General features: G+C 61.6%; 24 protein-coding genes. 14 read left to right on the forward strand and 10 right to left on the reverse strand.

Going from position 1 to position 21,400, the window contains the following annotated elements:
* Positions 1-764: 764 nt before the first annotated feature.
* A complete protein-coding gene (locus tag GV819_RS32910) occupies positions 765-902 on the forward strand; it encodes a hypothetical protein (RefSeq protein WP_178124747.1) in 138 nt (45 codons plus the stop codon).
* A 63-nt stretch (positions 903-965) separates the two neighbouring features.
* On the forward strand, positions 966-1,931 hold the full coding sequence (locus GV819_RS04240; protein WP_161753789.1) for a leucyl aminopeptidase: 966 nt from the start codon (positions 966-968) through the stop codon (positions 1,929-1,931).
* A 138-nt stretch (positions 1,932-2,069) separates the two neighbouring features.
* Here GV819_RS04240 and rluB read toward each other — a convergent pair whose 3' ends face one another.
* From rluB to GV819_RS04265, 5 genes are all read right to left on the reverse strand, one after another.
* Positions 2,070-3,260 carry a 23S rRNA pseudouridine(2605) synthase RluB gene (rluB, locus tag GV819_RS04245; RefSeq protein ID WP_161753790.1) on the reverse strand — a complete coding sequence of 397 codons (1,191 nt, stop codon included), beginning with the start codon at positions 3,258-3,260 and terminating at the stop codon, positions 2,070-2,072.
* Between the two features lie 305 nt (positions 3,261-3,565).
* Positions 3,566-4,627: an SMC-Scp complex subunit ScpB gene (gene scpB / locus GV819_RS04250; RefSeq protein WP_161753791.1), complete on the reverse strand. Its 1,062-nt coding sequence runs from the start codon at positions 4,625-4,627 to the stop codon at positions 3,566-3,568.
* A gap of 12 nt (positions 4,628-4,639) precedes the next feature.
* On the reverse strand, positions 4,640-5,338 hold the full coding sequence (locus tag GV819_RS04255; protein WP_178124775.1) for a segregation and condensation protein A: 699 nt from the start codon (positions 5,336-5,338) through the stop codon (positions 4,640-4,642).
* A gap of 120 nt (positions 5,339-5,458) precedes the next feature.
* Positions 5,459-6,088 carry an L-threonylcarbamoyladenylate synthase gene (locus tag GV819_RS04260; protein WP_161753795.1) on the reverse strand — a complete coding sequence of 210 codons (630 nt, stop codon included), beginning with the start codon at positions 6,086-6,088 and terminating at the stop codon, positions 5,459-5,461.
* A 13-nt stretch (positions 6,089-6,101) separates the two neighbouring features.
* Entirely contained in the window at positions 6,102-6,962 is an 861-nt protein-coding gene (locus tag GV819_RS04265) for a PHP domain-containing protein (RefSeq protein ID WP_161753797.1), read from the reverse strand.
* A gap of 87 nt (positions 6,963-7,049) precedes the next feature.
* Here GV819_RS04265 and GV819_RS04270 point away from each other — a divergent pair, with 87 nt between their 5' ends.
* The 6 genes from GV819_RS04270 to GV819_RS04295 all read left to right on the forward strand — a co-directional run bounded on the left by GV819_RS04270 (position 7,050) and on the right by GV819_RS04295 (position 11,160).
* The gene (locus tag GV819_RS04270) at positions 7,050-7,646 is read left to right on the forward strand and encodes a septation protein A (RefSeq protein ID WP_161753799.1); all 597 of its coding nucleotides are present in this window, start codon (positions 7,050-7,052) and stop codon (positions 7,644-7,646) included.
* A gap of 1 nt (position 7,647) precedes the next feature.
* The gene (locus GV819_RS04275) at positions 7,648-7,947 is read left to right on the forward strand and encodes a YciI family protein (RefSeq protein ID WP_161753801.1); all 300 of its coding nucleotides are present in this window, start codon (positions 7,648-7,650) and stop codon (positions 7,945-7,947) included.
* A gap of 110 nt (positions 7,948-8,057) precedes the next feature.
* A complete protein-coding gene (locus GV819_RS04280; protein ID WP_161753802.1) occupies positions 8,058-8,468 on the forward strand; it encodes a translation initiation factor 2 in 411 nt (136 codons plus the stop codon).
* Between the two features lie 7 nt (positions 8,469-8,475).
* Positions 8,476-9,153, forward strand: a complete 678-nt coding sequence (locus GV819_RS04285) for a response regulator transcription factor (protein WP_161753804.1) — start codon at positions 8,476-8,478, stop codon at positions 9,151-9,153.
* Positions 9,154-9,314: 161 nt separating this feature from the next.
* Positions 9,315-9,752 carry an LTXXQ domain protein gene (locus GV819_RS04290; protein WP_161753806.1) on the forward strand — a complete coding sequence of 146 codons (438 nt, stop codon included), beginning with the start codon at positions 9,315-9,317 and terminating at the stop codon, positions 9,750-9,752.
* A gap of 67 nt (positions 9,753-9,819) precedes the next feature.
* Positions 9,820-11,160 carry a sensor histidine kinase gene (locus GV819_RS04295; RefSeq protein ID WP_161753808.1) on the forward strand — a complete coding sequence of 447 codons (1,341 nt, stop codon included), beginning with the start codon at positions 9,820-9,822 and terminating at the stop codon, positions 11,158-11,160.
* An 82-nt stretch (positions 11,161-11,242) separates the two neighbouring features.
* Here the strand turns inward: GV819_RS04295 and GV819_RS04300 are convergent, their stop codons facing one another.
* The gene (locus tag GV819_RS04300) at positions 11,243-11,809 is read right to left on the reverse strand and encodes an NAD(P)H nitroreductase (RefSeq protein ID WP_161753810.1); all 567 of its coding nucleotides are present in this window, start codon (positions 11,807-11,809) and stop codon (positions 11,243-11,245) included.
* A gap of 112 nt (positions 11,810-11,921) precedes the next feature.
* On the opposite strand from GV819_RS04300, the gene GV819_RS04305 reads away from it, so the two are divergent.
* On the forward strand, positions 11,922-13,376 hold the full coding sequence (locus GV819_RS04305; protein ID WP_161753812.1) for a TrkH family potassium uptake protein: 1,455 nt from the start codon (positions 11,922-11,924) through the stop codon (positions 13,374-13,376).
* On the opposite strand, the gene GV819_RS04310 is transcribed toward GV819_RS04305, so the two are convergent.
* A complete protein-coding gene (locus GV819_RS04310; protein WP_161753814.1) occupies positions 13,333-14,394 on the reverse strand; it encodes an AraC family transcriptional regulator in 1,062 nt (353 codons plus the stop codon). The genes GV819_RS04305 and GV819_RS04310 overlap by 44 nt on opposite strands.
* Before the next feature lie 160 nt (positions 14,395-14,554).
* Between GV819_RS04310 and GV819_RS04315 the strand changes: the two genes are divergently transcribed.
* Both GV819_RS04315 and GV819_RS04320 read left to right on the forward strand, forming a co-directional pair.
* On the forward strand, positions 14,555-14,866 hold the full coding sequence (locus GV819_RS04315) for a DUF962 domain-containing protein (protein WP_161753816.1): 312 nt from the start codon (positions 14,555-14,557) through the stop codon (positions 14,864-14,866).
* Positions 14,867-14,964: 98 nt separating this feature from the next.
* Positions 14,965-15,555, forward strand: a complete 591-nt coding sequence (locus tag GV819_RS04320; RefSeq protein WP_161753818.1) for an HD domain-containing protein — start codon at positions 14,965-14,967, stop codon at positions 15,553-15,555.
* Between the two features lie 28 nt (positions 15,556-15,583).
* On the opposite strand, the gene GV819_RS04325 is transcribed toward GV819_RS04320, so the two are convergent.
* Positions 15,584-16,405: a UDP-2,3-diacylglucosamine diphosphatase gene (locus tag GV819_RS04325; RefSeq protein WP_161753820.1), complete on the reverse strand. Its 822-nt coding sequence runs from the start codon at positions 16,403-16,405 to the stop codon at positions 15,584-15,586.
* Between the two features lie 132 nt (positions 16,406-16,537).
* On the opposite strand from GV819_RS04325, the gene GV819_RS04330 reads away from it, so the two are divergent.
* On the forward strand, positions 16,538-17,353 hold the full coding sequence (locus tag GV819_RS04330) for a helix-turn-helix transcriptional regulator (RefSeq protein ID WP_161753822.1): 816 nt from the start codon (positions 16,538-16,540) through the stop codon (positions 17,351-17,353).
* 51 nt (positions 17,354-17,404) lie between these two features.
* Positions 17,405-18,298, forward strand: coding sequence for a DMT family transporter (locus GV819_RS04335; RefSeq protein WP_161753824.1), 894 nt, complete (start codon positions 17,405-17,407; stop codon positions 18,296-18,298).
* Here the strand turns inward: GV819_RS04335 and GV819_RS04340 are convergent.
* On the reverse strand, positions 18,292-18,579 hold the full coding sequence (locus GV819_RS04340) for a SelT/SelW/SelH family protein (RefSeq protein ID WP_161753826.1): 288 nt from the start codon (positions 18,577-18,579) through the stop codon (positions 18,292-18,294). The two genes, GV819_RS04335 and GV819_RS04340, sit on opposite strands and share 7 nt — an antisense overlap.
* Before the next feature lie 72 nt (positions 18,580-18,651).
* Here GV819_RS04340 and GV819_RS04345 point away from each other — a divergent pair, with 72 nt between their 5' ends.
* Entirely contained in the window at positions 18,652-20,841 is a 2,190-nt protein-coding gene (locus GV819_RS04345) for a patatin-like phospholipase family protein (RefSeq protein WP_161753902.1), read from the forward strand.
* A 106-nt stretch (positions 20,842-20,947) separates the two neighbouring features.
* Here GV819_RS04345 and GV819_RS04350 read toward each other — a convergent pair whose 3' ends face one another.
* Positions 20,948-21,382 carry a MarR family transcriptional regulator gene (locus tag GV819_RS04350; protein ID WP_161753828.1) on the reverse strand — a complete coding sequence of 145 codons (435 nt, stop codon included), beginning with the start codon at positions 21,380-21,382 and terminating at the stop codon, positions 20,948-20,950.
* Between the last annotated feature and the right edge of the window lie 18 nt (positions 21,383-21,400).

The raw sequence follows: 21,400 nt of genomic DNA on the forward strand, positions 1-21,400 counted from the left end.
GCCCGGGCGCAAAATGCGCGGGTACGCAGTTGGGTCACAGTTAAAACGCCGCGCATTGTACACCCCTGACCCCCTGCCGCCAGACACCGCTGTTTCAGCGTGCCGGTAACCGGGATCTCATGGGGCCAGCTCGATGCTCGGCATCGACGGCGGAAAGTTGGACGGGCCGCGTGCGGCCGTCAATGAAGGTGCGATGACCATCGCCCTTCGAAGGGTGTCGGTGAAAGTCGGTTACGGCGTTCATTGCGCCTCCTTCTTGTTATGCACCTGTACGCAGGCAGGTGTGCATCACACCTGCCTTGGCGCCCCGGAACAAGCGGACCAGAGCCTCGCAGGCCGACTTATCCAGCGCGTGTCGGAAGCTTTTCCTTACAGCTCGCCAAGCACTACGCATTCAGTGCCCAGAACGCCCGATTCCGTAATGATTTCTTTACAGTGCGTAACATAAAATTGCCAAAACAGATCCACTCAACGACAGACTACAAATTGACGCCGACCACTCCAATGCGAGCGCAAAGCCTTAGCTTTTTGTTTTCCGGCAATAAATTTTCCAGCATCAAAATAGAAAATAAAGTTCAGTAGAAAATAATCTAATTATTTTTTTGCACTTCAAAATGCCCTGGACTAGGTTTCCAGCCACTTGCCGGATCCAATATCCGGCAAGCCCGAGGAACGGCTGACAGCACTCGCAACCATCCCGTTCGCCGCTGTTGATCTGTTCCGCCAATGGACTGCAATGCGCAATGTCATCTAGGAGAGTCACCATGCAAACACTGGAACAAGACCTGGAAACCGAGCTGCAACTGGACGATTGGTTCGAAGTGACAACCCATGATGCCGCAGTGGAAATGATGCAGGCTGACGCGGTGGTTCCGTTCGGCACGGCGATGTGGCCGATGTAAGGCGCCCGGACCGGAGCAGGCCCTGCGCCTGCCCCGGTCATTTTTGTCCTCCAGGGAGGTTTTATGGACCAGACCCGCGCCATCCGCCATTTCCTGTACTACCTCGAACGTCACCCGGCCCTGAGCAACACCCAGCCGTCGAAGGTAGTGATCGGCCATACCGCCGAGTATCAGGCCATGAGCCGCGCCATCATCGAACAATCCCGCCAGTCCACGCCACTGGCGGTCAGCGCCCTGCGCCTTGATCTGGAGCCTGCCGAGAGCCTGGCCCAGGCAATTATCGACTGTGACCTGTACATCTTTTTCTATGACTCCTCGACCCTGCCTCAGCCGCGCCCAGATGGCCCGGAATTTCTCCGACCGCTGCATGGGCTGATGGCCGAGCACTGGAAAAAATCCCTATTGTTCAAGGATTACGGCGAGTACTTCTACGATACCTTCAGCATCGAGCCGCAGCGGATCGCCGACCTCAATGCGACCCTGATCCGGCGCTTGTCCCAGGCCGGCACCCTGAGTTTCAGCGACCCTCAGGGCTCGTATTTCGAAGCACCACTCAATAGCGTGAAGAAGTGGACCGACATCAACGGCGTGGGCAATTACGACCTGGCGCCAGGTGAAATCGCCACCCACAGCGAGGCGATCAATGGCCATGTGCGATTTCTCGGCACCTTCCTCAGCACCATTCCGTTTGCCCGCAAGTACGGGGTGCTGCAAACGCCACTGGAGCTGTGGATCGAGAATTCGAGCATCCGCCAGGTGGCGACCGAAGTCCCTGGACTGGCCACTGATTTCAACAAGTACCTGGATGCCAACCCGTCGAATCGGCGCATCGAGGAGCTGGGGATCGGCACCAACGAGGGCATCAAGTCCTTGTATGGACGCAACTCCGGTTTTGAAGAGCGTCACTGCGGCCTGCACCTCGGCCTGGGCGGTGGAGCCAAGGGCAGCCATCATCTGGACCTGATCTTCAGCGCCGGGGTACTGGCGGTGGACAACAAGCCAGTGTTCGACGGCCAGTTCGCCTTCTAGCCTCCGCGGCAAGAGCCGGTCGCCGGCGAAAGCAGTCCGCAGTCCTGCTGACTATTCATCGGCAAGCCGGCTCCTACGAACCACCAGGCAAAAAAAACGCCAACCCGTGGGTTGGCGTTCTTGTGCACCGACCGGGATTTACTCCGGCTTGCGGCGACCAAAGCCAGGACGCTGGCCGCTACCGGCTGGAGCGCCGCGACGCTTGCCGGATGGCGCATCCTTGTCCAGCACCAGGCTTGGACGCTTGGACTTCGGCGCCGGCTTGGCCGGGCGCTTGGTGTCCGCCGGACGATCGGCCACTGGCGTGCCACGACCGGTTGCCGGCCGCGGTGCACGGGAACCGCGCTCGCCGTCCTGACGGGCCGCAGGCTTGCGCCCTGGGCGCTCGCCTTCGATCTGCGGCTCACGAGGTGCACGCGATGTAGTTGGGGTGCCGTTGGCCGGACGCAGGGTGCGCACGCGCTCGCTCTTGCCCACTGGACGCGAAGATTTACGCTGCATGCGCTCCAGCTTGTCCTTGGACTTGGCGTTGAGTTGCGGCATCGCCACAGGGGTCAAGCCAACCTCAGCACTGAGGATGTCGACTTCGTACTGGCTCATTTCGCGCCAGCGGCCCATGGGCAGGTCGGAGTTGAGGAATACCGGGCCGAAGCGCACGCGCTTCAGGCGGCTGACCACCAGGCCCTGGGACTCCCACAGGCGACGTACTTCACGGTTACGACCTTCCATCACCACGCAGTGGTACCAGTGGTTGAAACCTTCGCCACCGGGCGCCTGCTTGATGTCGGTGAACTTGGCCGGGCCGTCTTCGAGCATGACGCCAGCCTTGAGGCGCTCAATCATCTCGTCGTCGACTTCACCACGCACGCGCACGGCGTACTCACGGTCCATTTCATAGGACGGGTGCATCAGGCGGTTGGCCAACTCACCGTCGGTGGTGAACATCAGCAAACCGGTGGTGTTGATGTCCAGGCGGCCGATGTTGATCCAGCGGCCTTCTTTCGGGCGCGGCAGCTTGTCGAATACGGTCGGACGGCCTTCCGGGTCGTCACGGGTGCAGATCTCGCCGTCGGGCTTGTTGTACATGATCACGCGGCGTACCGATTCGGCAGCCTCTTCGCGCTTGATCACCTTGCCATCGATGGAAATGGCGTCATGCAGGTCGACGCGCAGGCCCAGGGTGGCCTCTTTGCCGTTGACCTTGATGCGGCCCTGGCTGATCCAGGACTCGACGTCGCGGCGCGAGCCGACGCCGATGCGGGCGAGGACTTTCTGCAGTTTCTCGCCGGCTGGACGGATTTCCTGGTCGTTCTGATCGGTATCGCTCATCTGGGCACCTCCCGGTGTGTCGCTTCAGGCTTGAGTAGCCTGAAGGGTAAAAAACAGAGTCTATGGCGAAGGGATCGCCAAAGGGTCGCGAATCATACGCTCATGGCGGCGGTTGCGCATCACAGACTAGTCGATAAGTCGCGACCCAGGCTTTTTTCCGCCAATCTGTGGCGTCATCCGTGGCGCCAATCCCTGTAGGAGCCGGCTTGCCGGCGAAGGGGGCGAAGGGGGGCTTGAGCCTTGTGGTGAGGCGGCTGGCGCCTTCGCTGGCAAGCCAGCTCCTACACAAGCTGGCCTCTTGCGGGTCAGTCGTCCAGCAGGCGGCGTTCACTCTCGATGGCCTCGGCCAGTGCCAGGGCTTCAGCCTCTTCTTCACTCAACTCGGCGGCTGCCGGCTCCAGCGCAGCCACGGCGGCCAACAACCTGGCCCGGGCCTCGGCCACCCCGAGCACATCGTCCTCAGCTTCCACCGGCGACTCATCCTCAGGCTCGATCGCAGCGTCGGCTACCTCATCCTGATCGTCTTCCGGCCACCGGCTTGCCTCGTACTCGTCCGACAGCGACGGCAAGGATACGGCGACGCCATCATCGACCATTGCCTGGGGCTGCAGCTGCGGCTCGACAGCGAGATCATCCACCGCATCCGGCGCGCCCTCACGGTGCAGGTCGTCGAAGTCGGTCTTGATCCCCTCCTCCATCGAGTCCAGCTCCAGCAGCAAGGTGTGGAAGCTGGTTTCCTCCTTGGGCTCTTCCGGTTCGGCGCTGGCGTCGGCCAGTTGCTGCAGGTGCTCGGGCACCGGAACGTCGTCGAACTCCAGTACCGGCTCGACCTCAATCTCGCGAAGCTCGGCCAGGGGTGGCAGGTCGTCGAGGTTCTTCAGGTTGAAGTGATCGAGAAAAGCCTTGGTGGTGGCGAACATCGCCGGCTTGCCCGGCACGTCGCGATAGCCCACCACACGAATCCACTCGCGTTCCAGCAGGGTCTTGACGATGTGGCTGTTGACCGCCACGCCGCGCACATCCTCGATCTCGCCCCGGGTAATGGGCTGGCGGTAGGCGATCAGGGCCATGGTCTCCAGCATGGCGCGGGAATAACGCTGGGGCCGTTCTTCCCACAAGCGCCCCACCCAAGGGGAGAATTTCTCGCGGATCTGCAGGCGATACCCCGAAGCCACTTCCTTGAGCTCAAAGGCGCGCCCCTCGCAGGACTTGCCGAGCAGGGTCAGGGCCTTCTTGAAAACCGCCGGATCCGGCCGTTCGGCTTCTTCGAAGAGCTCGAACAGGCGTTCCAGGGACTGGGGTTTTCCCGAGGCCAACAGAAAGGCTTCGAGCAGGGACGCCAGCTCGCGGGGTTCATTCAAATTCATGATTTAAGCTCGTTATTCGGCTCGCGCCCGTACATGGATGGCCGCAAAGGGCTCATTCTGCACCAGCTCGACCAGGGATTCCTTGACCAGTTCGAGGATCGCCATGAAAGTCACCACCACACCCAGGCGCCCTTCTTCAGCGGTGAACAACTCGACAAAGGGTACGAAACCGCCCCCCTTGAGCCGCTCCAGTACATCGCTCATGCGCTCGCGAGTGGACAGGGCCTCGCGGCTGACCTGATGGCTTTCGAACATGTCGCCTCGACGCAGAACTTCGGCCATGGACATCAGCAACTCTTCCAGGGCGACATCCGGCAACAGCTTGCGCGCCCGGGCCTCTGGCGCATCAAGCTTGGGCACCACCACGTCACGGCCAACCCGACTCAGGCCGTCGATGCCTTCGGCGGCAGCCTTGAAGCGCTCGTACTCTTGCAGACGGCGGATCAGTTCAGCCCGAGGATCATCCTCTTCCTGCTCGACCTCGGCGGAACGCGGCAAGAGCATCCGCGACTTGATCTCGGCCAGCATCGCCGCCATCACCAGGTACTCGGCGGCCAGCTCCAGGCGCACGGACTGCATCAACTCCACATAGCCCATATACTGGCGAGTGATTTCCGCCACCGGAATGTCGAGGATGTTGATGTTCTGCTTGCGGATCAGGTACAGCAACAGGTCCAGCGGGCCTTCGAAAGCTTCGAGGAAGACTTCCAGGGCATCCGGGGGGATGTACAGGTCCAGGGGCATTTCCATCACCGCCTGGCCGTAGACCATGGCGAATGGCAACTCCTGCTGGGCGCCGGCCTGCTCGTCGACGGTTTCTACTGCGGACATCTAGGCCTCGACCATGAACGGCGCAGGATCGCCGCAACCCGCACGGATCAGCTCAGGTTCACCGTCGGCAAGACTGATCACCGTGGAGGACTCGGTGCTGCCGAAGCCGCCGTCAATGATCAGGTCAACCTGATGCTCCAGCAGTTGGCGCATTTCATAGGGGTCGCTGAGGGCTTCGGTATCGCCAGGCATGATCAGACTGACACTCATCAGCGGCTCGCCGAGCTCGGCCAGCAGCGCCAGGGCGATTGGATTGCTCGGCACCCGCAGGCCGATGGTGCGGCGCTTGGGATGCAGCAGCAAACGCGGCACTTCGCGGGTGGCATTGAGGATGAAGGTGTACGGACCCGGCACATGCGCCTTGAGCAGGCGGAACGTACCGGTATCGATCTTGGCAAACAGGCCCAACTGCGAAAGGTCGCTGCAGATCAACGCGAAGTTGTGCTTGTCGTCCAACTGGCGCAAGCGCCGCACCCTCTCGATCGCACCCTTGTCGCCCATCTGGCAACCGACGGCGTATGAAGAGTCCGTGGGATAGATCACCACGCCACCGCCGCGAATAATCTCGACGGCCTGCTTGATCAGGCGCGGCTGCGGGTTTTCCGGGTGGATCTGGAAAAATTGACTCACTGTCTCTACCTGTTCAGGCGGCAATAATTGGGTCATGTTTGAACCGACACCATAGCGGCGGCAAGTCCTCCGGAACCGGGCGATATTCGCCGATCTCGGACCAGCCTCCTGGACCATGAAAGTCACTGCCGGCGCTGACCAGCAGTCCGAATTCACGAGCAAGGATAGCCAAACTGCCCACTTGCTCTGCAGGTTGGTGGCCATTGACCACTTCTATGGCATGACCACCGGCTTGAATATAGTCGGCAATCAGCCGGCGACGCTTGCTGCGGGTGAAATCGTAATGCCAGGGATGGGCCAGGCTGACCCAGGCACCCGCCTCGCGCAGCGTGGCCACGGTCTCTTCCAGGGTCGGCCAGTGCTGCTTGACGTCCCCCAGCTTGCCGGCGCCCAGCCATTTGCGGAACGCTTCGGCACGGTCCTTCACAAAACCGGCGCGCACCAGGTAGTCGGCAAAGTGCGGCCGCGCCGGTGCATTGCCGCTGTCGCCGAGTTCCTGCTGGATCGCCCGGGCACCTTCCAGCGCTCCCGGCATCCCCTTGAGGGCCAACTTGCGGCTTATTTCCTCGGAGCGCAGCCAGCGTCCGTCGTGCAATTTGGCAATGGCCTGCACCAGCGCCGGGGCCTGAGTGTCGAAACCGTAGCCCAGGACATGGATGGTCGCGCCGCCCCAGGTACAGGACAACTCAACGCCGTTGACCAACTGCATGCCCAGGGCGTTCGCCGCTTGGCGGGCCTCAGCCAGGCCTTCGAGGGTGTCATGATCGGTCAGGGCCAGGACTCGCACGCCTCGCTCAAACGCCCGCGCAACCAGAACCGCGGGCGCCAGGGCGCCGTCGGAAGCCGTGCTATGGCAGTGCAAATCAACATTCACAGGACGATAAAACCTCAAGTCAGCTGGCGCTTTCGCTACCAAGGATGTTTGTTATTATGCCGCCACATCCTGCTTCTGGCTGCCACTGTGAAACAATTCATCGACTTCATCCCGCTGTTCCTGTTTTTCATCGTCTACAAAATCGATCCCCGCGTCGTCGACCTTGCCGGTCACGAAGTCACTGTGGGCGGCATCTACAGTGCCACGGCGGTGCTGATCATCAGCTCCCTGGTGGTCTATGGCGCACTGTTCATTTCCCAGCGCAGGCTGGAAAAAAGCCAGTGGCTGACCCTGATCGCCTGCCTGGTCTTCGGCAGCCTGACCCTGGCCTTCCACAGCGAAACCTTCCTCAAGTGGAAGGCCCCGGTGGTCAACTGGCTATTCGCTCTGGCCTTCATCGGCAGCCATTTCATCGGTGACCGCCTGCTGATCAAGCGCATCATGGGCCACGCCCTGACCCTGCCGGATCCGGTGTGGACCCGCCTGAACATCGCCTGGATCGCCTTCTTCCTGTTTTGCGGTGCCGCCAACCTGTTCGTTGCCTTTACCTTCCAGAGCATCTGGGTCGACTTCAAGGTCTTCGGCAGCCTGGGCATGACCGTACTGTTCCTGGTGGGCCAGGGCATCTACCTGTCGCGCCACCTGCATGACACCGATCCCACTACCCCGAAAGCCGAGGACTGACATGCTTTACGCAATCATTGCCACAGACGTCGCCAACTCCCTGGAAAACCGCCTGGCCGCGCGCCCGGCGCACCTGGAGCGCCTGCAGCAACTCCAGGCCGAGGGGCGCGTGGTATTGGCCGGCCCACACCCGGCCGTGGACAGCAATGATCCTGGCGCAGCCGGTTTCAGTGGCAGCCTGATTGTCGCCCAGTTCGACTCCCTGAGCGCTGCCCAGGCCTGGGCCGACGCCGACCCTTATGTAGCTGCCGGCGTCTACGCCAGCGTGCTGGTCAAACCGTTCAAGCAAGTCCTGCCGTAAATCCTCCGAGACGTGATGAACCTTCACCGGTCATCACGTTCTCAATCGCTCATTATTCTCGTTTGACGGCCGACAACCTGCCCAACACTCGATTGGAATCAGGAGTTTCGATGCGCCAAGGTCCGCTGTGCCTGCTGTTGGTCATGTTGTCGATCGGGGCTCCGGCCCTTGCCGAGGAAACTCAGGAATCCGGTCATTCGACGCCGCTCTCCCTGAGCGCCGGCAGTCAGATCACCGAGTTGCAGCAACGCTTGAAAGAAAGCGAGCGCCTGCGTGATGAATTGAGCAAACAACTGCAAAGTGCCGATGCCGAACGGGAAAGCGCCCAGCTGACCCGCTTGCGCCAAGATAATCAGCGCCTCAAGCTACAACTCAAAGAGACCCAGGCCAACCCGGCGCCACCTCTGATGACCGACCAGCAACAATGGTTCGTGACCGGCGGCGGAGTGGCCCTCATCGCCCTGCTCTGCGGTATCTTTGCCAGTGGCGGACACCGCAAGCGTCGACAATGGCTAAATTGAGTGATTCATGAGCGACCTGTTACTGATTGATGATGACCAGGAGCTGTGCGAGCTCCTGAGCAGTTGGCTGAGCCAGGAAGGCTTTCTGGTGCGGGCCTGTCACGATGGACTGAGCGCACGCCGGGCGCTGGCCGAAACCGCGCCGGCAGCCGTGGTACTGGACGTGATGTTGCCCGACGGCAGTGGCCTGGAACTGCTCAAGCAATTGCGCAACGACCATCCCGACCTGCCGGTGCTGATGCTTTCAGCCCGTGGCGAACCGCTGGACCGCATCCTCGGCCTGGAACTGGGCGCTGACGACTACCTGGCCAAGCCGTGCGACCCTCGCGAGCTCACCGCCCGCTTGCGTGCCGTGCTGCGCCGCAGCCACCCGGTGGCAACCTCCAGCCAGATGGAGCTGGGCGACCTGTGCTTCAGCCCGATTCGTGGCGTAGCCACCATTGATGAGCAGGACATAACCCTGACGGTCTCCGAAAGTCGACTGCTCGAGGCCCTGCTCAAGCAACCGGGCGAACCCCTGGACAAGCAGGAGCTGGCGCAGATTGCCCTGGGCCGCAAGCTGACCCTGTATGACCGCAGCCTGGACATGCACGTCAGTAACCTGCGCAAAAAGATCGGCCCCCATCCTGACGGCCGCCCGCGGATCGTTGCCCTGCGCAGCCGCGGCTACTACTACAGCCTGTAAACAAACCCTGGGGCCTGCCTGCGTTGCCGCGACGGAAATTTGTCAGGTCCAGGGATTCTTGTCTTTACCCAAGCTTTACCCTCCGCTGACCGCCGCTGACCTTGATCTGCGTAACCTGAGCTCATCCGGAACTCACCGGGAACGAGACAAGGAGACACACCATGCGCAAGACCCTGATCGCTTTGATGTTCGCCGCCGCTCTGCCGACCGTGGCCATGGCCATGCCTGAAGGCAACGGCCCGATGGGCCCAATGGACGGCCCTCGGCACAGCGAACACATGCGCGGCAAAGGCCTCTTCAGCCAACTGGACCTGAGCCGCGAGCAGCGCCAGCAGATCGGCAAGCTGATGGGCGAGCAAATGCACGAACGCAAAGCGCTCGTAGAGAAATACCTGGAGAAACTCTCCCCGGCCGACCAGAAAGCCATGAAAGACGAACAGGCCGCCAAGCAGCAGAAAACCCAGGCCGACATCCGCGCCCTGCTCAAGCCTGACCAGCAGAAAGAGTTCGACGCCATGGTAAAGAAACAACAGGAACGTCGCGCCGAGTGGGCGCAGTTCAAAGAGTGGAAGGCGCAACAACCGCAAAAAGCGCAATAATGTTTTAGCTTTCACCCCTAGCCCAGTGGCCTCCCCCCACTGGGCTTTCTGCGTTCGAGGAGTTCCTGTGCGTTCATTGTTCTGGCGCATCCTGGCCAGCTTCTGGCTGGCCATCACCCTGGTTGCAGGGCTATCGATCCTGCTCGGGCACATGCTCAATCAGGACGCCTGGATTCTCAGTCGTCATCCAGGTCTCAACAGTCTTGCCGAAGAGTGGACGCAAACCTACGAGACCCAAGGCGAGGACGCCGCCCAGGACATCCTCCAGCAGCGCAAGCGTCAGTACCACATTGACGTGCAGGTACTCAATGAGAGCGGGGACCCGGTGGTCCGCGGGACTTTCCCACGCCGCGCCGCGGCGTTCGAGGCCCGGCAGAACAATGACGACCGGCACCTGCCCTGGCGCCGCCTGACAGCGGAATACACCAGTCCGAAAACCAGTGACACCTACCTGTTCATCTATCGCATCCCACACCCGGAACTGGATGCCTGGCATCGCGACAGCCTGACCTGGCCCCTCAGTGCCCTGGCCATTGCCCTGGTGGTGCTGACGCTGTTCAGCTTGTTGGTGACGCTGTCCATCACCCGTCCCCTGAGCCGTTTGCGCGGGGCCGTCCACGACCTGGGCCAGGCCATTTATCAGCAGAACAGCCTGGCGCGCCTGGCCAACCGCCGTGATGAATTCGGGGTCCTGGCTCGGGACTTCAATCGCATGGGGTCACGCCTGCAGAGCCTGATCGGTAGCCAACGCCAACTGCTCCGGGATGTTTCCCACGAATTGCGTTCACCCCTGGCACGCCTGCGCATCGCCTTGGCGCTGGCGGAGCGGGCCGCTCCCGAAGAGCGGGAAAAACTCTGGCCTCGGCTGACCCGTGAATGTGACCGCCTGGAAGCCCTGATCAGCGAAATCCTGGTACTGGCCCGCGTCGATGCGGACAATGCCAGTGCCGAAGAAGTCGACCTCAACGCCTTGCTGCTGACCCTGCAAAAAGACGCGCAACTGGCCTGCCCCGAACAGCCGGTGCAGATCGATGCCCAAGCGCAATTGAGCCTGCGCGGCTGGCCGACCATGCTCGAACGGGCCATGGACAACCTGTTGCGCAACGCTCAGCGCTTCAACCCTGCGGGACAACCCATCGAAGTCCTGGCTCAACGCCAGGGCGACAAAATCCTGATCAGCGTGCGTGATCACGGCCCAGGCGTGGATGCCGAACACCTGAACCAGTTGGGAGAACCCTTCTTCCGCGCGCCGGGACAAAACACATCAGGTCATGGACTGGGACTGGCCATCGCCCGCCGCGCAGCAGAACGCCATGGCGGCAGCCTGATACTGGCCAATCACAGTCAGAACGGTTTTATCGCGACCCTGGAACTCCCCCTGGTTCCTGGTGCCCTGGCCCCGGTATGAATGCAACATGGGCAAGCCGCCTCTGCCCCATTGAGCAGAAACGGGCTTGCCCACGGTGCAGCCCAAGACCGGGCCGGAATGATCAGGCCTTGGCGCTCCAGGCGCTGACGAACTCGGTGGTATCGACTTTCGCCGCGACCCTTGGCTCGTTCAACGGCGTCCCCAGATACAGGAAGGCGATGATCTCTTCACCTTCCGCCAACCCCAGCCCCTTGGCCACATGGGCCGAGTAGGACAACTCGCCGGTGCGCCACACCGCGCCGATGCCCTGGGCATAGGCCGCCAGCAGGATGCCATGGGCGGCACAGCCCGCAGCCAGCAACTGCTCGGACTTGGGAACCTTGAAGTGCTCCTGCAAGCGGGCCACCACCACAACCACCAGCGGCGCGCGCAAGGGCATCGCCCGGGCCTTGTCCAACGCGGCCGGAGTCACCTCGCCAGCCTCCTGCTGTACCGCTTCTGCCAGCAACTCGCCCAACTGCTGACGGGCCTCGCCTTCGACCGTCAGAAACCGCCAGGGGCGCAATTGACCATGATCCGGCGCACGCATGGCAGCGCTGAACAACACCTCACGCTGTGCGGCGGTAGGTGCAGGCTCTACCAGACGAGGCACGGAAACACGGTTGAGCAAAGCGTCGAGAGCCTCCATCGGCCACCTCCTGAAAAAAAGTCCGCCCATTCTAACCGGCGGAGTGCCGGTTTACATGCCCTGCACCGCAGGTAGAATGAGCGCCCTTCTTTTATCACCCCGAGCGGACCCCATGGCGTTGCCGACTTTACGGATCATTGGTTTCATCATCGGCATCTTCCTCATCACCCTGGCCATCGCCATGGTCGTGCCCATGGCGACACTGGTGATCTTCGAACGCACCGGTGATCTGCCGTCGTTCCTCTGGGCCAGCATGATCACCTTCATCGCCGGCCTGGCCCTGGTGATTCCCGGGCGCCCCGAACACATTCACTTGCGACCGCGGGACATGTACCTGCTGACAGTCTCAAGCTGGCTGGTGGTATGCATCTTTGCCGCCCTGCCGTTCCTGCTGACCCAGCACATCAGCTACACCGATTCATTCTTTGAAAGCATGTCCGGCATCACCGCCACCGGCGCCACCGTACTCAGCGGCCTGGACAGCATGTCCCCGGGCATCCTGATCTGGCGTTCGATGCTGCACTGGCTGGGGGGGATCGGCTTCATCGGCATGGCGGTGGCGATTCTGCCGCTGCTGCGCATCGGCGGCATGCGCCTGTTCCAGACCGAGTCTTCGGACCGCTCCGAGAAAGTCATGCCTCGCTCACACATGGTGGCGCGACTGATCGTCGCCACCTATGTCGGCATTACCATCTTCGGCAGCCTGGCGTTCTGGTGGGCCGGCATGACGGTATTCGACGCCATCAACCACGCCATGTCGGCAATTTCCACCGGCGGTTTCTCCACCTCCGACGACTCTCTGGCCCACTGGAAACAACCAGCAGTGCACTGGGTGGCGATCGTGGTGATGATCCTCGGCAGCCTGCCTTTCGCCCTGTACGTGGCGACCCTGCGCGGCAACCGCCGTGCGCTGATCAAGGACCAGCAGGTTCAAGGCTTGCTCGGACTGTTGCTAGTGACCTGGCTGGTACTCGGCACCTGGTACTGGTGGACCACCGACCTGCACTGGCTGGATGCCTTGCGCCACGTGGCACTGAACGTGACCTCGGTGGTCACCACCACCGGTTTTGCCCTGGGTGACTACAGCCTGTGGGGCAATTTCTCGCTGATGCTGTTCTTCTACCTGGGGTTCGTCGGTGGCTGTTCGGGATCGACTGCCGGCGGGATCAAGATCTTCCGTTTCCAGGTCGCCTACATCCTGCTCAAGGCCAACCTCAATCAACTGATCCACCCGCGCGCGGTGATCAAGCAGAAGTACAACGGTCATCGCCTGGATGAGGAAATCGTCCGTTCGATCCTGACCTTCTCGTTCTTCTTCGCCATCACCATCTGCATGATTGCCCTGGCCCTGTCGCTGCTGGGCCTGGACTGGATGACCGCCCTGACCGGCGCCGCCAGCACCGTGTCCGGGGTGGGCCCGGGTCTGGGAGAAACCATTGGCCCGGCCGGCAATTTCTCCACCCTGCCGGACGCTGCCAAGTGGATCCTGTCCCTGGGGATGCTGCTGGGCCGACTGGAAATCATCACGGTGTTTGTACTGTGTATTCCGGCGTTCTGGCGTCATTGATCGAGACTGGCATCTCCAGCAGCCGCGCCCGGTACTCACCGGGCGTGACATCGAACCAGCGACGGAATGCACGGAAGAAGTTGCTCGGATCGGCAAACCCCAGCAGATAGGCAATCTCCAGCAAGGTCATGTTCGGCTGCGCCAGGTACTGCTCGGCCAATTCACGGCGCGTATCGTCGAGCAGGGTCTGGAAACTGGTGCCCTCTTCCTGCAGGCGGCGTTGCAGAGTGCGCTGGGACAGGTGCAGGGTCTGCGCCACCCTCTCACGCTTGGGCTCGCCCTGGGGCAGCAAACGGCACAATACCTGCCGCGCCTTGTGAGTCACTCGGCTCTCGGAGAACCGTGCCAGGTATTCGCCGGCAAACCGATCATGCAGCAAGGCCATGGCTTCATTGGCAGTGGGCAGTGGCGCTTCCATGTCGGCGCGCAGAAAAATCAGCGCATCGTAGGGTGCGGCAAACACCAGGGGCGCATGGAACATCTCCTTGTAAGGCTGCACGTCCAATGGTTGCTCCCCTTGCAGCAACACCTTGCGGGGCTGCAATACCCGCCCCGTCAGCCAGCCACACAGGGCCAGGGCACAGGCCAGCGAGGCTTCGGCGCTTTGCCGGGTGGGCGGCAGATGATCGCCATGTACGGTAAGGATCAATGCATAACCCTCAGGTAGAAGGCGAAAGCTCAGATCAGCGCTTTCGGCAATGATCCGCTGATAGCGCACCAGCCGTTGAAAACCCTCTGCCAGCGTACGACTCGACATCAGTGCATAACCGGCCACATGAAAGGACGCGGGGCGCACCACCTTGCCCATGTTCAAACCGATCGCCGGATTGCCGGAAACCTCGACGGCCCGCTGCCAGAGCCGGGTCATCGAGTCCTGGGTAAAGCGCGCGTCCGGATCCTCCAAGGCGCCATAGTCGAGCCCGAGTTGCTTGAACAACGCCCGACAATCAAGGCCATCCATTTCCAGGGTTTTGACGATTCCCAGGGTCCAACTTGCAGAAGTCGTACGTTCGCTCATGAGGGTTACTTACATGATGAGCCGCATGCTACGGCCAATTTCCCAAGGATACTAAAGTGGCGCCTATTGTCACTGGCCAGTACCGCCAAGGACTCTAGACTCAAATAAGCTCCCCGCAGAACATCCCGCTCGCAGAACAACAAGCACAGAGATCGCGGCCATGGAAAACACTCGACAGTTCAACAGCTTCGCCGAGTTCTACCCCTACTACTTGAGCGAACACAGCGACAGCACTTGCCGGCGCCTGCACTTCATCGGCACCAGCCTGGTGATCTTCCTCCTGGCCTTCACCATCGGCAAAGGTGCCTGGCTGTTGCTGCTGGCCTTGCCCCTGGCCGGCTATGGTTTTGCCTGGGCCGGGCATTTCTTCTTCGAGAAAAACCGCCCTGCAACCTTTCAGCATCCGCTGTACAGCCTGCTGGGGGATTTCGTCATGTACCGCGACATGATCCTCGGCAAGGTGCCTTTCTAGGCCCGACTGGACAGCAAGCCGTCCCGCACAGCCACTGCGATGGCCAGGGCCGGGCATACACTCGAGTCCTCCAGCCCAAAACAACAAGAGGATGGCCGATGAGCACTCAAGCACGCTTCACCCATATGCAGGACGGCACCCCCGAGGACTGGGCGATCATCGCCGCGGACTTCAGTGCCTACGCCAAGCAATTACCCACACGCATCCTGCTTCACCTGCAACTGCTGAAAGGCGATTTCGGCGGTTTCCCGGTGGATCGCCTGACCCACTCGCTGCAGACCGCCAGCCGCGCCTGGCATGACGGGCGCGACGAGGAGTACGTGGTCTGCGCCCTCCTCCACGACATCGGCGACACCCTGGGTTCCTACAACCATCCGGACATCGCCGCGGCCATTCTCAAGCCCTTTGTCAGTGCCGAGAACCTGTGGATGGTTGAGAAGCACGGCATATTCCAGGGCTACTACTTCTTTCATCACCTGGGCATGGACCGCCATCTGCGGGAGCAATTCAAGGATCACCCGCTGTACCAGCGTACCGCCGAGTTCTGCGCCAACTACGACGCAGCGGCCTTCGATCCCGCCTATGAAAGCCTGCCCCTGAGCTTCTTCGAGCCAATGCTGCAGCGCCTGTTCGCCCAACCTCGGCAATCGCTGTACAAGGCGGCCATGGAACAATCCAGCCGCGCCTGAGGCGTGATCATCGACACACCGACGCGGTTCAGGCCGGCTCCGCCATCTTCACTTGCTCGGCCTTGAGCTGGGCTTCTCGGGCCTGCGCCTCGGCCAGGCGGTAGAGCTCGATAGTGCCGTCCCAGTGTTCGATCAAGGCTGTGCAGGACTCCACCCAATCACCGCAATTGAGGTAGTCCACCTCGCCGACTTTGCGGATCTCGGCATGGTGAATATGCCCGCACACCACCCCGTGCAACTCGCGCTTGACGCACTCATGGGCGATGGCCTCCTCAAAATCGCTGATAAAGCTCACGGCGGTCTTCACCTTGTGCTTGAGGTAGGCCGACAACGACCAGTAACCGTAGCCGTAGCGCGCCCGCCAGTGGTTGAGCCAGCGATTGAGGGTCAGGGTGAACTCATAGGCCGAGTCGCCGAGGAAGGCCAGCCAGCGATGATAACGGGTGATGACGTCGAACTGATCGCCATGGATCACCAGCAGATGGCGCCCGTCTGCGGTGACGTGCACCGCCTCGTCCACCAACTGGATATTGCCCAGGATCAGCTTGGAATAACGGCGCAGGAACTCATCATGGTTACCGGTGACGTAAATCACCTCGGTACCGCGCTTGCTCATGGTCAGCAAGCGGCGGATCACATTGGTATGGGCTTGAGGCCAGTACATGCCTCCGCGCAGCTTCCAGCCATCGATGATGTCGCCCACCAGGTAAATGCGATCGGCGTGATACCCCTTGAGAAACCGTGCAAGGTGCTCCGCCTGGCAATCCCGGGTGCCCAGGTGCACATCTGAAATCCATAAGGTCCGTACCCGTTGCTTGCGGCTGGGTCTGGCAAGTTCGGCATGAGTCATGGACGCTCTCCGGGATTTTTTGCGAGCTTGCGCCCCAGCGATTAATAGCCCATGACAAAAATGCGGCAGAGCGATGACAGCGCGAATCGCCCGACCGCCGGTGTAGAATGCCGGTCTGCCAAGGAGACCGTGATGGGTTCTATCCTCACCCTGCGCCACTACAGCCACGACCTGATCGCCCACAGCCATGAACACCCGCAATTGGTGTTCGGCCTCTCGGGCCAGCTCGACTTCGAAGTCGAAGGCCAGGGCAGCCAGGTGCAGCAGCAGAGCTTCGTGGTAGTGCCGGCCGGTGCCCGGCATGTCTGCGGCAGCCCCAGGGGCAGTCATTGCCTGGTGCTGGACGTGCCCGGCGAACACTGGCTGAAGCAGTCCCTGGGGGAACATGCCGAAGCCAGTCGACGCCTGCTCGACAGCCCCCTGCGCCGGGCCCTGGAGCCAAGCCAGAGCCGTCTGGTCAACTGGCTGGCAGACAGTCCCGTGGACGACCCATTGATTGCCCAACAAGGGGCCGTACTGCTGTTGGCCAGTCTCAATCATTCGGCGTGCAGCCACCCCGGCGAACGTCGACTGCCCTACGCCGCCCTGAAGGCCTATATCGATCGCCACGCCGCCCACCCATTGCAAGTGGCCGACCTGGCACGGATTGCCGATATTTCCGCTGCTCGCCTGCACGCACGGTTCATTGCCGAATACGGGCGCACGCCCATGGATTATGTTCGTCACCGACGCCTGGAGATGGCCTTGGAACTCTTGCGCGGTTCAACACTGCCCATTGGCGAAGTCGCTAGCCGCGTGGGTTACAACTCTCAAAGTGCGTTTGCCGCGGCAATACTGCGTGAGTTCGGCCATTCGCCGCGCCAGCTCAGGCAGAAGGCGAACGCTAATCTCTCGACAAAAAACACCAGGATCGCGACAGACGACGCTGCCGGCTCGCTCGTAGACTAAGACCTTTACCGTCTCGAGCCATCACTGGCCGTCTTGTTGTTAAGGATAAAAATGACTCCGCGTACCGCCCTTGGCGCTCTGCATATCGGCGCCCTGATGTTCGGCCTGACTGGCGTGCTCGGTAAGCTGGCCGCCGCCTCGCCCGCCGTTATCGTGTTCGGTCGCGCCGCCTTTGCCGTACTTGCCCTGGGCTTCTTCGCCCGTCTGGCGAGCAACACGCCCTGGAAGAAACTGGCCACCGGTGACTGGCAGCGCCTGCTGCTCAGCGGCCTGCTCCTGGCCGGTCACTGGGTGAGTTTTTTCATCGCCGTGAAAGTTGCCGGAGTAGCTATCGCCACCTTGGGTTTTGCCAGCTTCCCGGCCTTCACGGTGATTCTCGAAGGGTTGATCTTCCGCGAGCGGATTCGCTTCAACGAGATGCTGCTGGTGGTCCTGGTGAGCATCGGACTGGTATTGGTCACCCCGGATTTCGATCTGGCCAGCCAGGCCACTACCGGCCTGCTGTGGGCCGTGGGCTCGGGCCTGCTGTTCGCCTTGCTGTCATTGAACAATCGCGCCAGTTCCGGACGGATTCCAGCGGTGCAGGCCGCCTTCTGCCAGAACGTCGTGGTAGCCCTGTGCCTGTTGCCAGTGGCGGCGCCAGAGCTTGGGCAAGTGCGGGCCATGGATTGGCTGTGGATCAGTCTGCTGGGGATTTTCTGCACCGGCCTGGCCCATAGCCTGTTCGTCGCCAGCCTGGCGGTGATCAAGGCACGCACCGCCGCGGTAGTCTTTGCCCTGGAACCGGTCTACGGGATTACCGTGGCCTGGCTGCTGTTCGGCGAAAATCCGACCCTGCGCATGTTGCTGGGTGGAGCGCTGATCATTGTCGCGATCGTGGTATCGAGCCGACTGTCCGTGGGCTCAGGCAACAAGACGGCCAGCGTACAGGCCGAGACTCACTGACTCCGGTCGTTGTGACCGAGGTCTCGCTCTGGGTCGATCTGGTCGCGAACCCGCTGCTTCAGGACCTTGGCCTCGGGAAAGCCGCCGTCGGCCTTGCGTTCCCAGATCTGGACCCCGTTGCAGGTGATGCGAAAGGTGCCACCGGTAGCGGGCTCCAGGGATACCTTGCCAAGGTCATCGCTGAAGGTGCTCAACAGCTCCTGGGCCAACCAGGCCGCCCGCAGCAGCCACTGGCATTGAGTGCAATAGGTGATGACCACTTCGGGTTTACGTTCAGTCATGGTACATGCCGACTCCTGAGTTCAAGGGCGTCGCTATAATAGCCGGCTTTATCGCCCGCCCCGAGAACCATGATGCGCCGCCTGCTGTCCTGCCTGTTGCTCTGCCTGCTGCCTCTGATCGCTCAATCCGCAGAAACTCCACGACCGAAAATCGGCCTGGTGCTGTCGGGCGGTGCTGCCCGCGGCCTGGCGCATGTCGGTGTGCTCAAGGCCCTGGAAGAACAAGGCATCCGCATTGATGCGATTGCTGGCACCAGCATGGGCGCGGTGATTGGCGGGCTCTACGCCTCGGGCTACAGCATCGACGAGTTGGAAAAACTCGCCCTGGACATCGACTGGAGGCAGGCGCTATCCGACGCACCGCCTCGGGAAGATGTGCCCTTTCGACGCAAGCAGGATGATCGGGATTTTCTGGTCAAACAGAAGCTCAGCTTCCGTGACGATGGCAGCCTGGGCCTGCCCCTGGGGGTGATCCAGGGCCAGAACCTGGCACTGTTGCTGGAGAGCAAGCTCGCCCACGCCAGCGATACCCGGGATTTCGACAAGCTGCCGATTCCTTTTCGGGCCGTGGCCACCGATATCGCCAGCGGTGAAAAAGTAGTGTTTCGCAAGGGCCATCTGCCCCGGGTGATCCGCGCCAGCATGTCGATTCCTGCCGTATTTGCTCCGGTGGAGCTGGACGGCCGGCTGCTGGTGGATGGCGGCATGACCGACAACATTCCTCTGGACGTGGCCCGGGACATGGGCGTCGACATTGCCATCGTGGTGGATATCGGCACCCCACTGCGCTCGCGCAAACAATTGAACACCGTCGTCGACGTGCTGAATCAGTCGATCACCCTGATGACCCGGCGCAACTCAGAAGAGCAGTTGGCAGCACTGCACAAGGACGACGTGCTGGTCCAGCCGTCGCTATCGAGTTTCGGCGTCACCGACTTTGGCCGTGCCCAGGAGATAATCGATGCGGGCTATCGCGCCACACGCCTCCTCGATGCGCGCCTGGCACGCCTGCGTCCGGCCCATCCGCTGGACGCCGGACTGAGTGCCGCGCGCCAACCCAGCCAGCGCACGCCGATCATCAGCGCAATCAAGGTGGAGAACGACTCCAAGGTCAGTGATGACGTGATCCGCTACTACATTCGCCAGCGCATTGGCGAGCCCCTGGACCTCGGCCGCCTGGAAACCGACATGGGCACGCTGTACGGTCTGGATTTCTTCGAGCAGGTGCAGTATCGCGTCAGCCATAAAGGCCAGGACAACACCCTGGTAATCAGCGCCCGAGGCAAACGCAGCGGCACTGACTACCTGCGCCTGGGCCTGAACCTGTCCGATGACATGCGTGGCGACAGTGCTTTCAATATCGGCGCCAGCTACCGCATGAACGGCATCAACAGCCTCGGCGCGGAGTGGCTGACGCGGATGCAGATCGGTGACCGACAGGAGCTCTACAGCGAGTTCTACCAGCCATTGGATGCCGGCTCGCGCTACTTCATCGCACCGTTTATCGCAGCCGAGGCGCAGAATGTCGAGGCGGTGCTGGATAACGATCCGATCGCCGAGTACCGCGTGGAACGCTACGGCTTCGGCCTCAACCTGGGCCGGCAGATCGGCAACAGCGGTGAAGTGCGCCTCGGCGTCGGCGAAGCCTGGGGCAAAGCCGATGTGCGTATCGGCGACCACAGCCTGCCCAGTGAGAACTTCAACGAAGGCTACTACCAGTTGCAGTACTCCTTCGACTCCCTGGACAACGTCTACTTCCCCCACTCCGGCGAAGACATCGGCCTGACCCTGCGCCAGTTCGAACCGAGCATGGGTTCGGACAAGCGCTACCGGCAGTGGGAGTTCAAGCTGGACAAGGCACTGAGCAGCGGCCCCAACACCTTTGTCTTGGGCGGGCATTATGGGCGGACCCTGGACAATGCCGAAGTGGTCACCTCCAGTTTCCTGCTGGGCGGCGCCCGACAACTGTCCGGTTTCCGTCAGGATGCGCTGTCCGGGCAAAACATCAGCCTGGCCCGCGCCGTGTATTTCCGTCGACTGACGCCTCGCGCCTATCTGCCGCTGGATTTCCCGCTGTATCTGGGTGGATCACTGGAACGTGGGCGGGCATGGAACAACGATAATGCCTTTGACAGCGGCTATATCAACGCGGCGAGTATTTTCCTCGGCTTCGACACGCCGCTGGGGCCGTTGAACTTCAGCTACGGCTTCAACGACGACAACCAGAAAGCCTTGTCGCTGAACCTCGGCCAGACCTTCTGATCAACACCCGCGCGAAGACTCGGACAGCGCACAGCGCAATCCGCATCGGAGCCAGGGGAACGGGAGAACAGGACGAACCGGGGTCAGGCAACCCCGGCTGATGGCTTCAGGACTTTTCCAGGTTATCCAGGATGCGCCCGTGAACACGCATGCAAACCCGCAGGTCTTCTTCGTCGACGCCAATGAACAGCTCGTGGCGCAAGGCGGTGGCAATGGTCTCGATCTGCTCGATCAATGGTCGAGCGGAGGGACAGAGAACGATCTTCTTCGCCCGGCGATCTTCTAACACCGATTGGCGCTGGACCAGCCCCTGGGTTTCCAGGCTATCCAGCAAGCGGGCCAGGGTCGGGCCTTCTACACCGACGCTTTGCGCCAGCTCGCGCTGGGTCGGCGCCTCTTCGAAACGGGCCAGGTGCAGCAGCACCAGCCAGCGGGCCTGGGACAGGCCGAGTCCGGCCAGGCGGCGGTCCAGTTCGGCACGCCAGCCGCGGGACATATGCGCCAGCTGCATACCAAAACGGTGTTCATCGGTTAACGGCATAAAACACTCATGATCAGA

This window comes from Pseudomonas sp. Fl5BN2, assembly GCF_009908205.1.
Lineage (GTDB): Bacteria > Pseudomonadota > Gammaproteobacteria > Pseudomonadales > Pseudomonadaceae > Aquipseudomonas.

What these genes read in the sequence shown, in the direction of transcription:
- GV819_RS04300 (WP_161753810.1), bottom strand. Translation starts at nt 11,809, where the DNA reads ATGGAGGCTCTCGACGCTTTGCTCAACCGTGTTTCCGTGCCTCGTCTG.
- rluB (WP_161753790.1), bottom strand. Translation starts at nt 3,260, where the DNA reads ATGAGCGATACCGATCAGAACGACCAGGAAATCCGTCCAGCCGGCGAG.
- GV819_RS04315 (WP_161753816.1), top strand. Translation starts at nt 14,555, where the DNA reads ATGGAAAACACTCGACAGTTCAACAGCTTCGCCGAGTTCTACCCCTAC.
- GV819_RS04310 (WP_161753814.1), bottom strand. Translation starts at nt 14,394, where the DNA reads ATGAGCGAACGTACGACTTCTGCAAGTTGGACCCTGGGAATCGTCAAA.
- GV819_RS04280 (WP_161753802.1), top strand. Translation starts at nt 8,058, where the DNA reads ATGCGCCAAGGTCCGCTGTGCCTGCTGTTGGTCATGTTGTCGATCGGG.
- GV819_RS04335 (WP_161753824.1), top strand. Translation starts at nt 17,405, where the DNA reads ATGACTCCGCGTACCGCCCTTGGCGCTCTGCATATCGGCGCCCTGATG.
- GV819_RS04275 (WP_161753801.1), top strand. Translation starts at nt 7,648, where the DNA reads ATGCTTTACGCAATCATTGCCACAGACGTCGCCAACTCCCTGGAAAAC.
- scpB (WP_161753791.1), bottom strand. Translation starts at nt 4,627, where the DNA reads ATGAATTTGAATGAACCCCGCGAGCTGGCGTCCCTGCTCGAAGCCTTT.
- GV819_RS04320 (WP_161753818.1), top strand. Translation starts at nt 14,965, where the DNA reads ATGAGCACTCAAGCACGCTTCACCCATATGCAGGACGGCACCCCCGAG.
- GV819_RS04240 (WP_161753789.1), top strand. Translation starts at nt 966, where the DNA reads ATGGACCAGACCCGCGCCATCCGCCATTTCCTGTACTACCTCGAACGT.
- GV819_RS04350 (WP_161753828.1), bottom strand. Translation starts at nt 21,382, where the DNA reads ATGCCGTTAACCGATGAACACCGTTTTGGTATGCAGCTGGCGCATATG.
- GV819_RS04290 (WP_161753806.1), top strand. Translation starts at nt 9,315, where the DNA reads ATGCGCAAGACCCTGATCGCTTTGATGTTCGCCGCCGCTCTGCCGACC.
- GV819_RS04340 (WP_161753826.1), bottom strand. Translation starts at nt 18,579, where the DNA reads ATGACTGAACGTAAACCCGAAGTGGTCATCACCTATTGCACTCAATGC.
- GV819_RS32910 (WP_178124747.1), top strand. Translation starts at nt 765, where the DNA reads ATGCAAACACTGGAACAAGACCTGGAAACCGAGCTGCAACTGGACGAT.
- GV819_RS04305 (WP_161753812.1), top strand. Translation starts at nt 11,922, where the DNA reads ATGGCGTTGCCGACTTTACGGATCATTGGTTTCATCATCGGCATCTTC.
- GV819_RS04285 (WP_161753804.1), top strand. Translation starts at nt 8,476, where the DNA reads ATGAGCGACCTGTTACTGATTGATGATGACCAGGAGCTGTGCGAGCTC.
- GV819_RS04325 (WP_161753820.1), bottom strand. Translation starts at nt 16,405, where the DNA reads ATGACTCATGCCGAACTTGCCAGACCCAGCCGCAAGCAACGGGTACGG.
- GV819_RS04345 (WP_161753902.1), top strand. Translation starts at nt 18,652, where the DNA reads ATGCGCCGCCTGCTGTCCTGCCTGTTGCTCTGCCTGCTGCCTCTGATC.
- GV819_RS04330 (WP_161753822.1), top strand. Translation starts at nt 16,538, where the DNA reads ATGGGTTCTATCCTCACCCTGCGCCACTACAGCCACGACCTGATCGCC.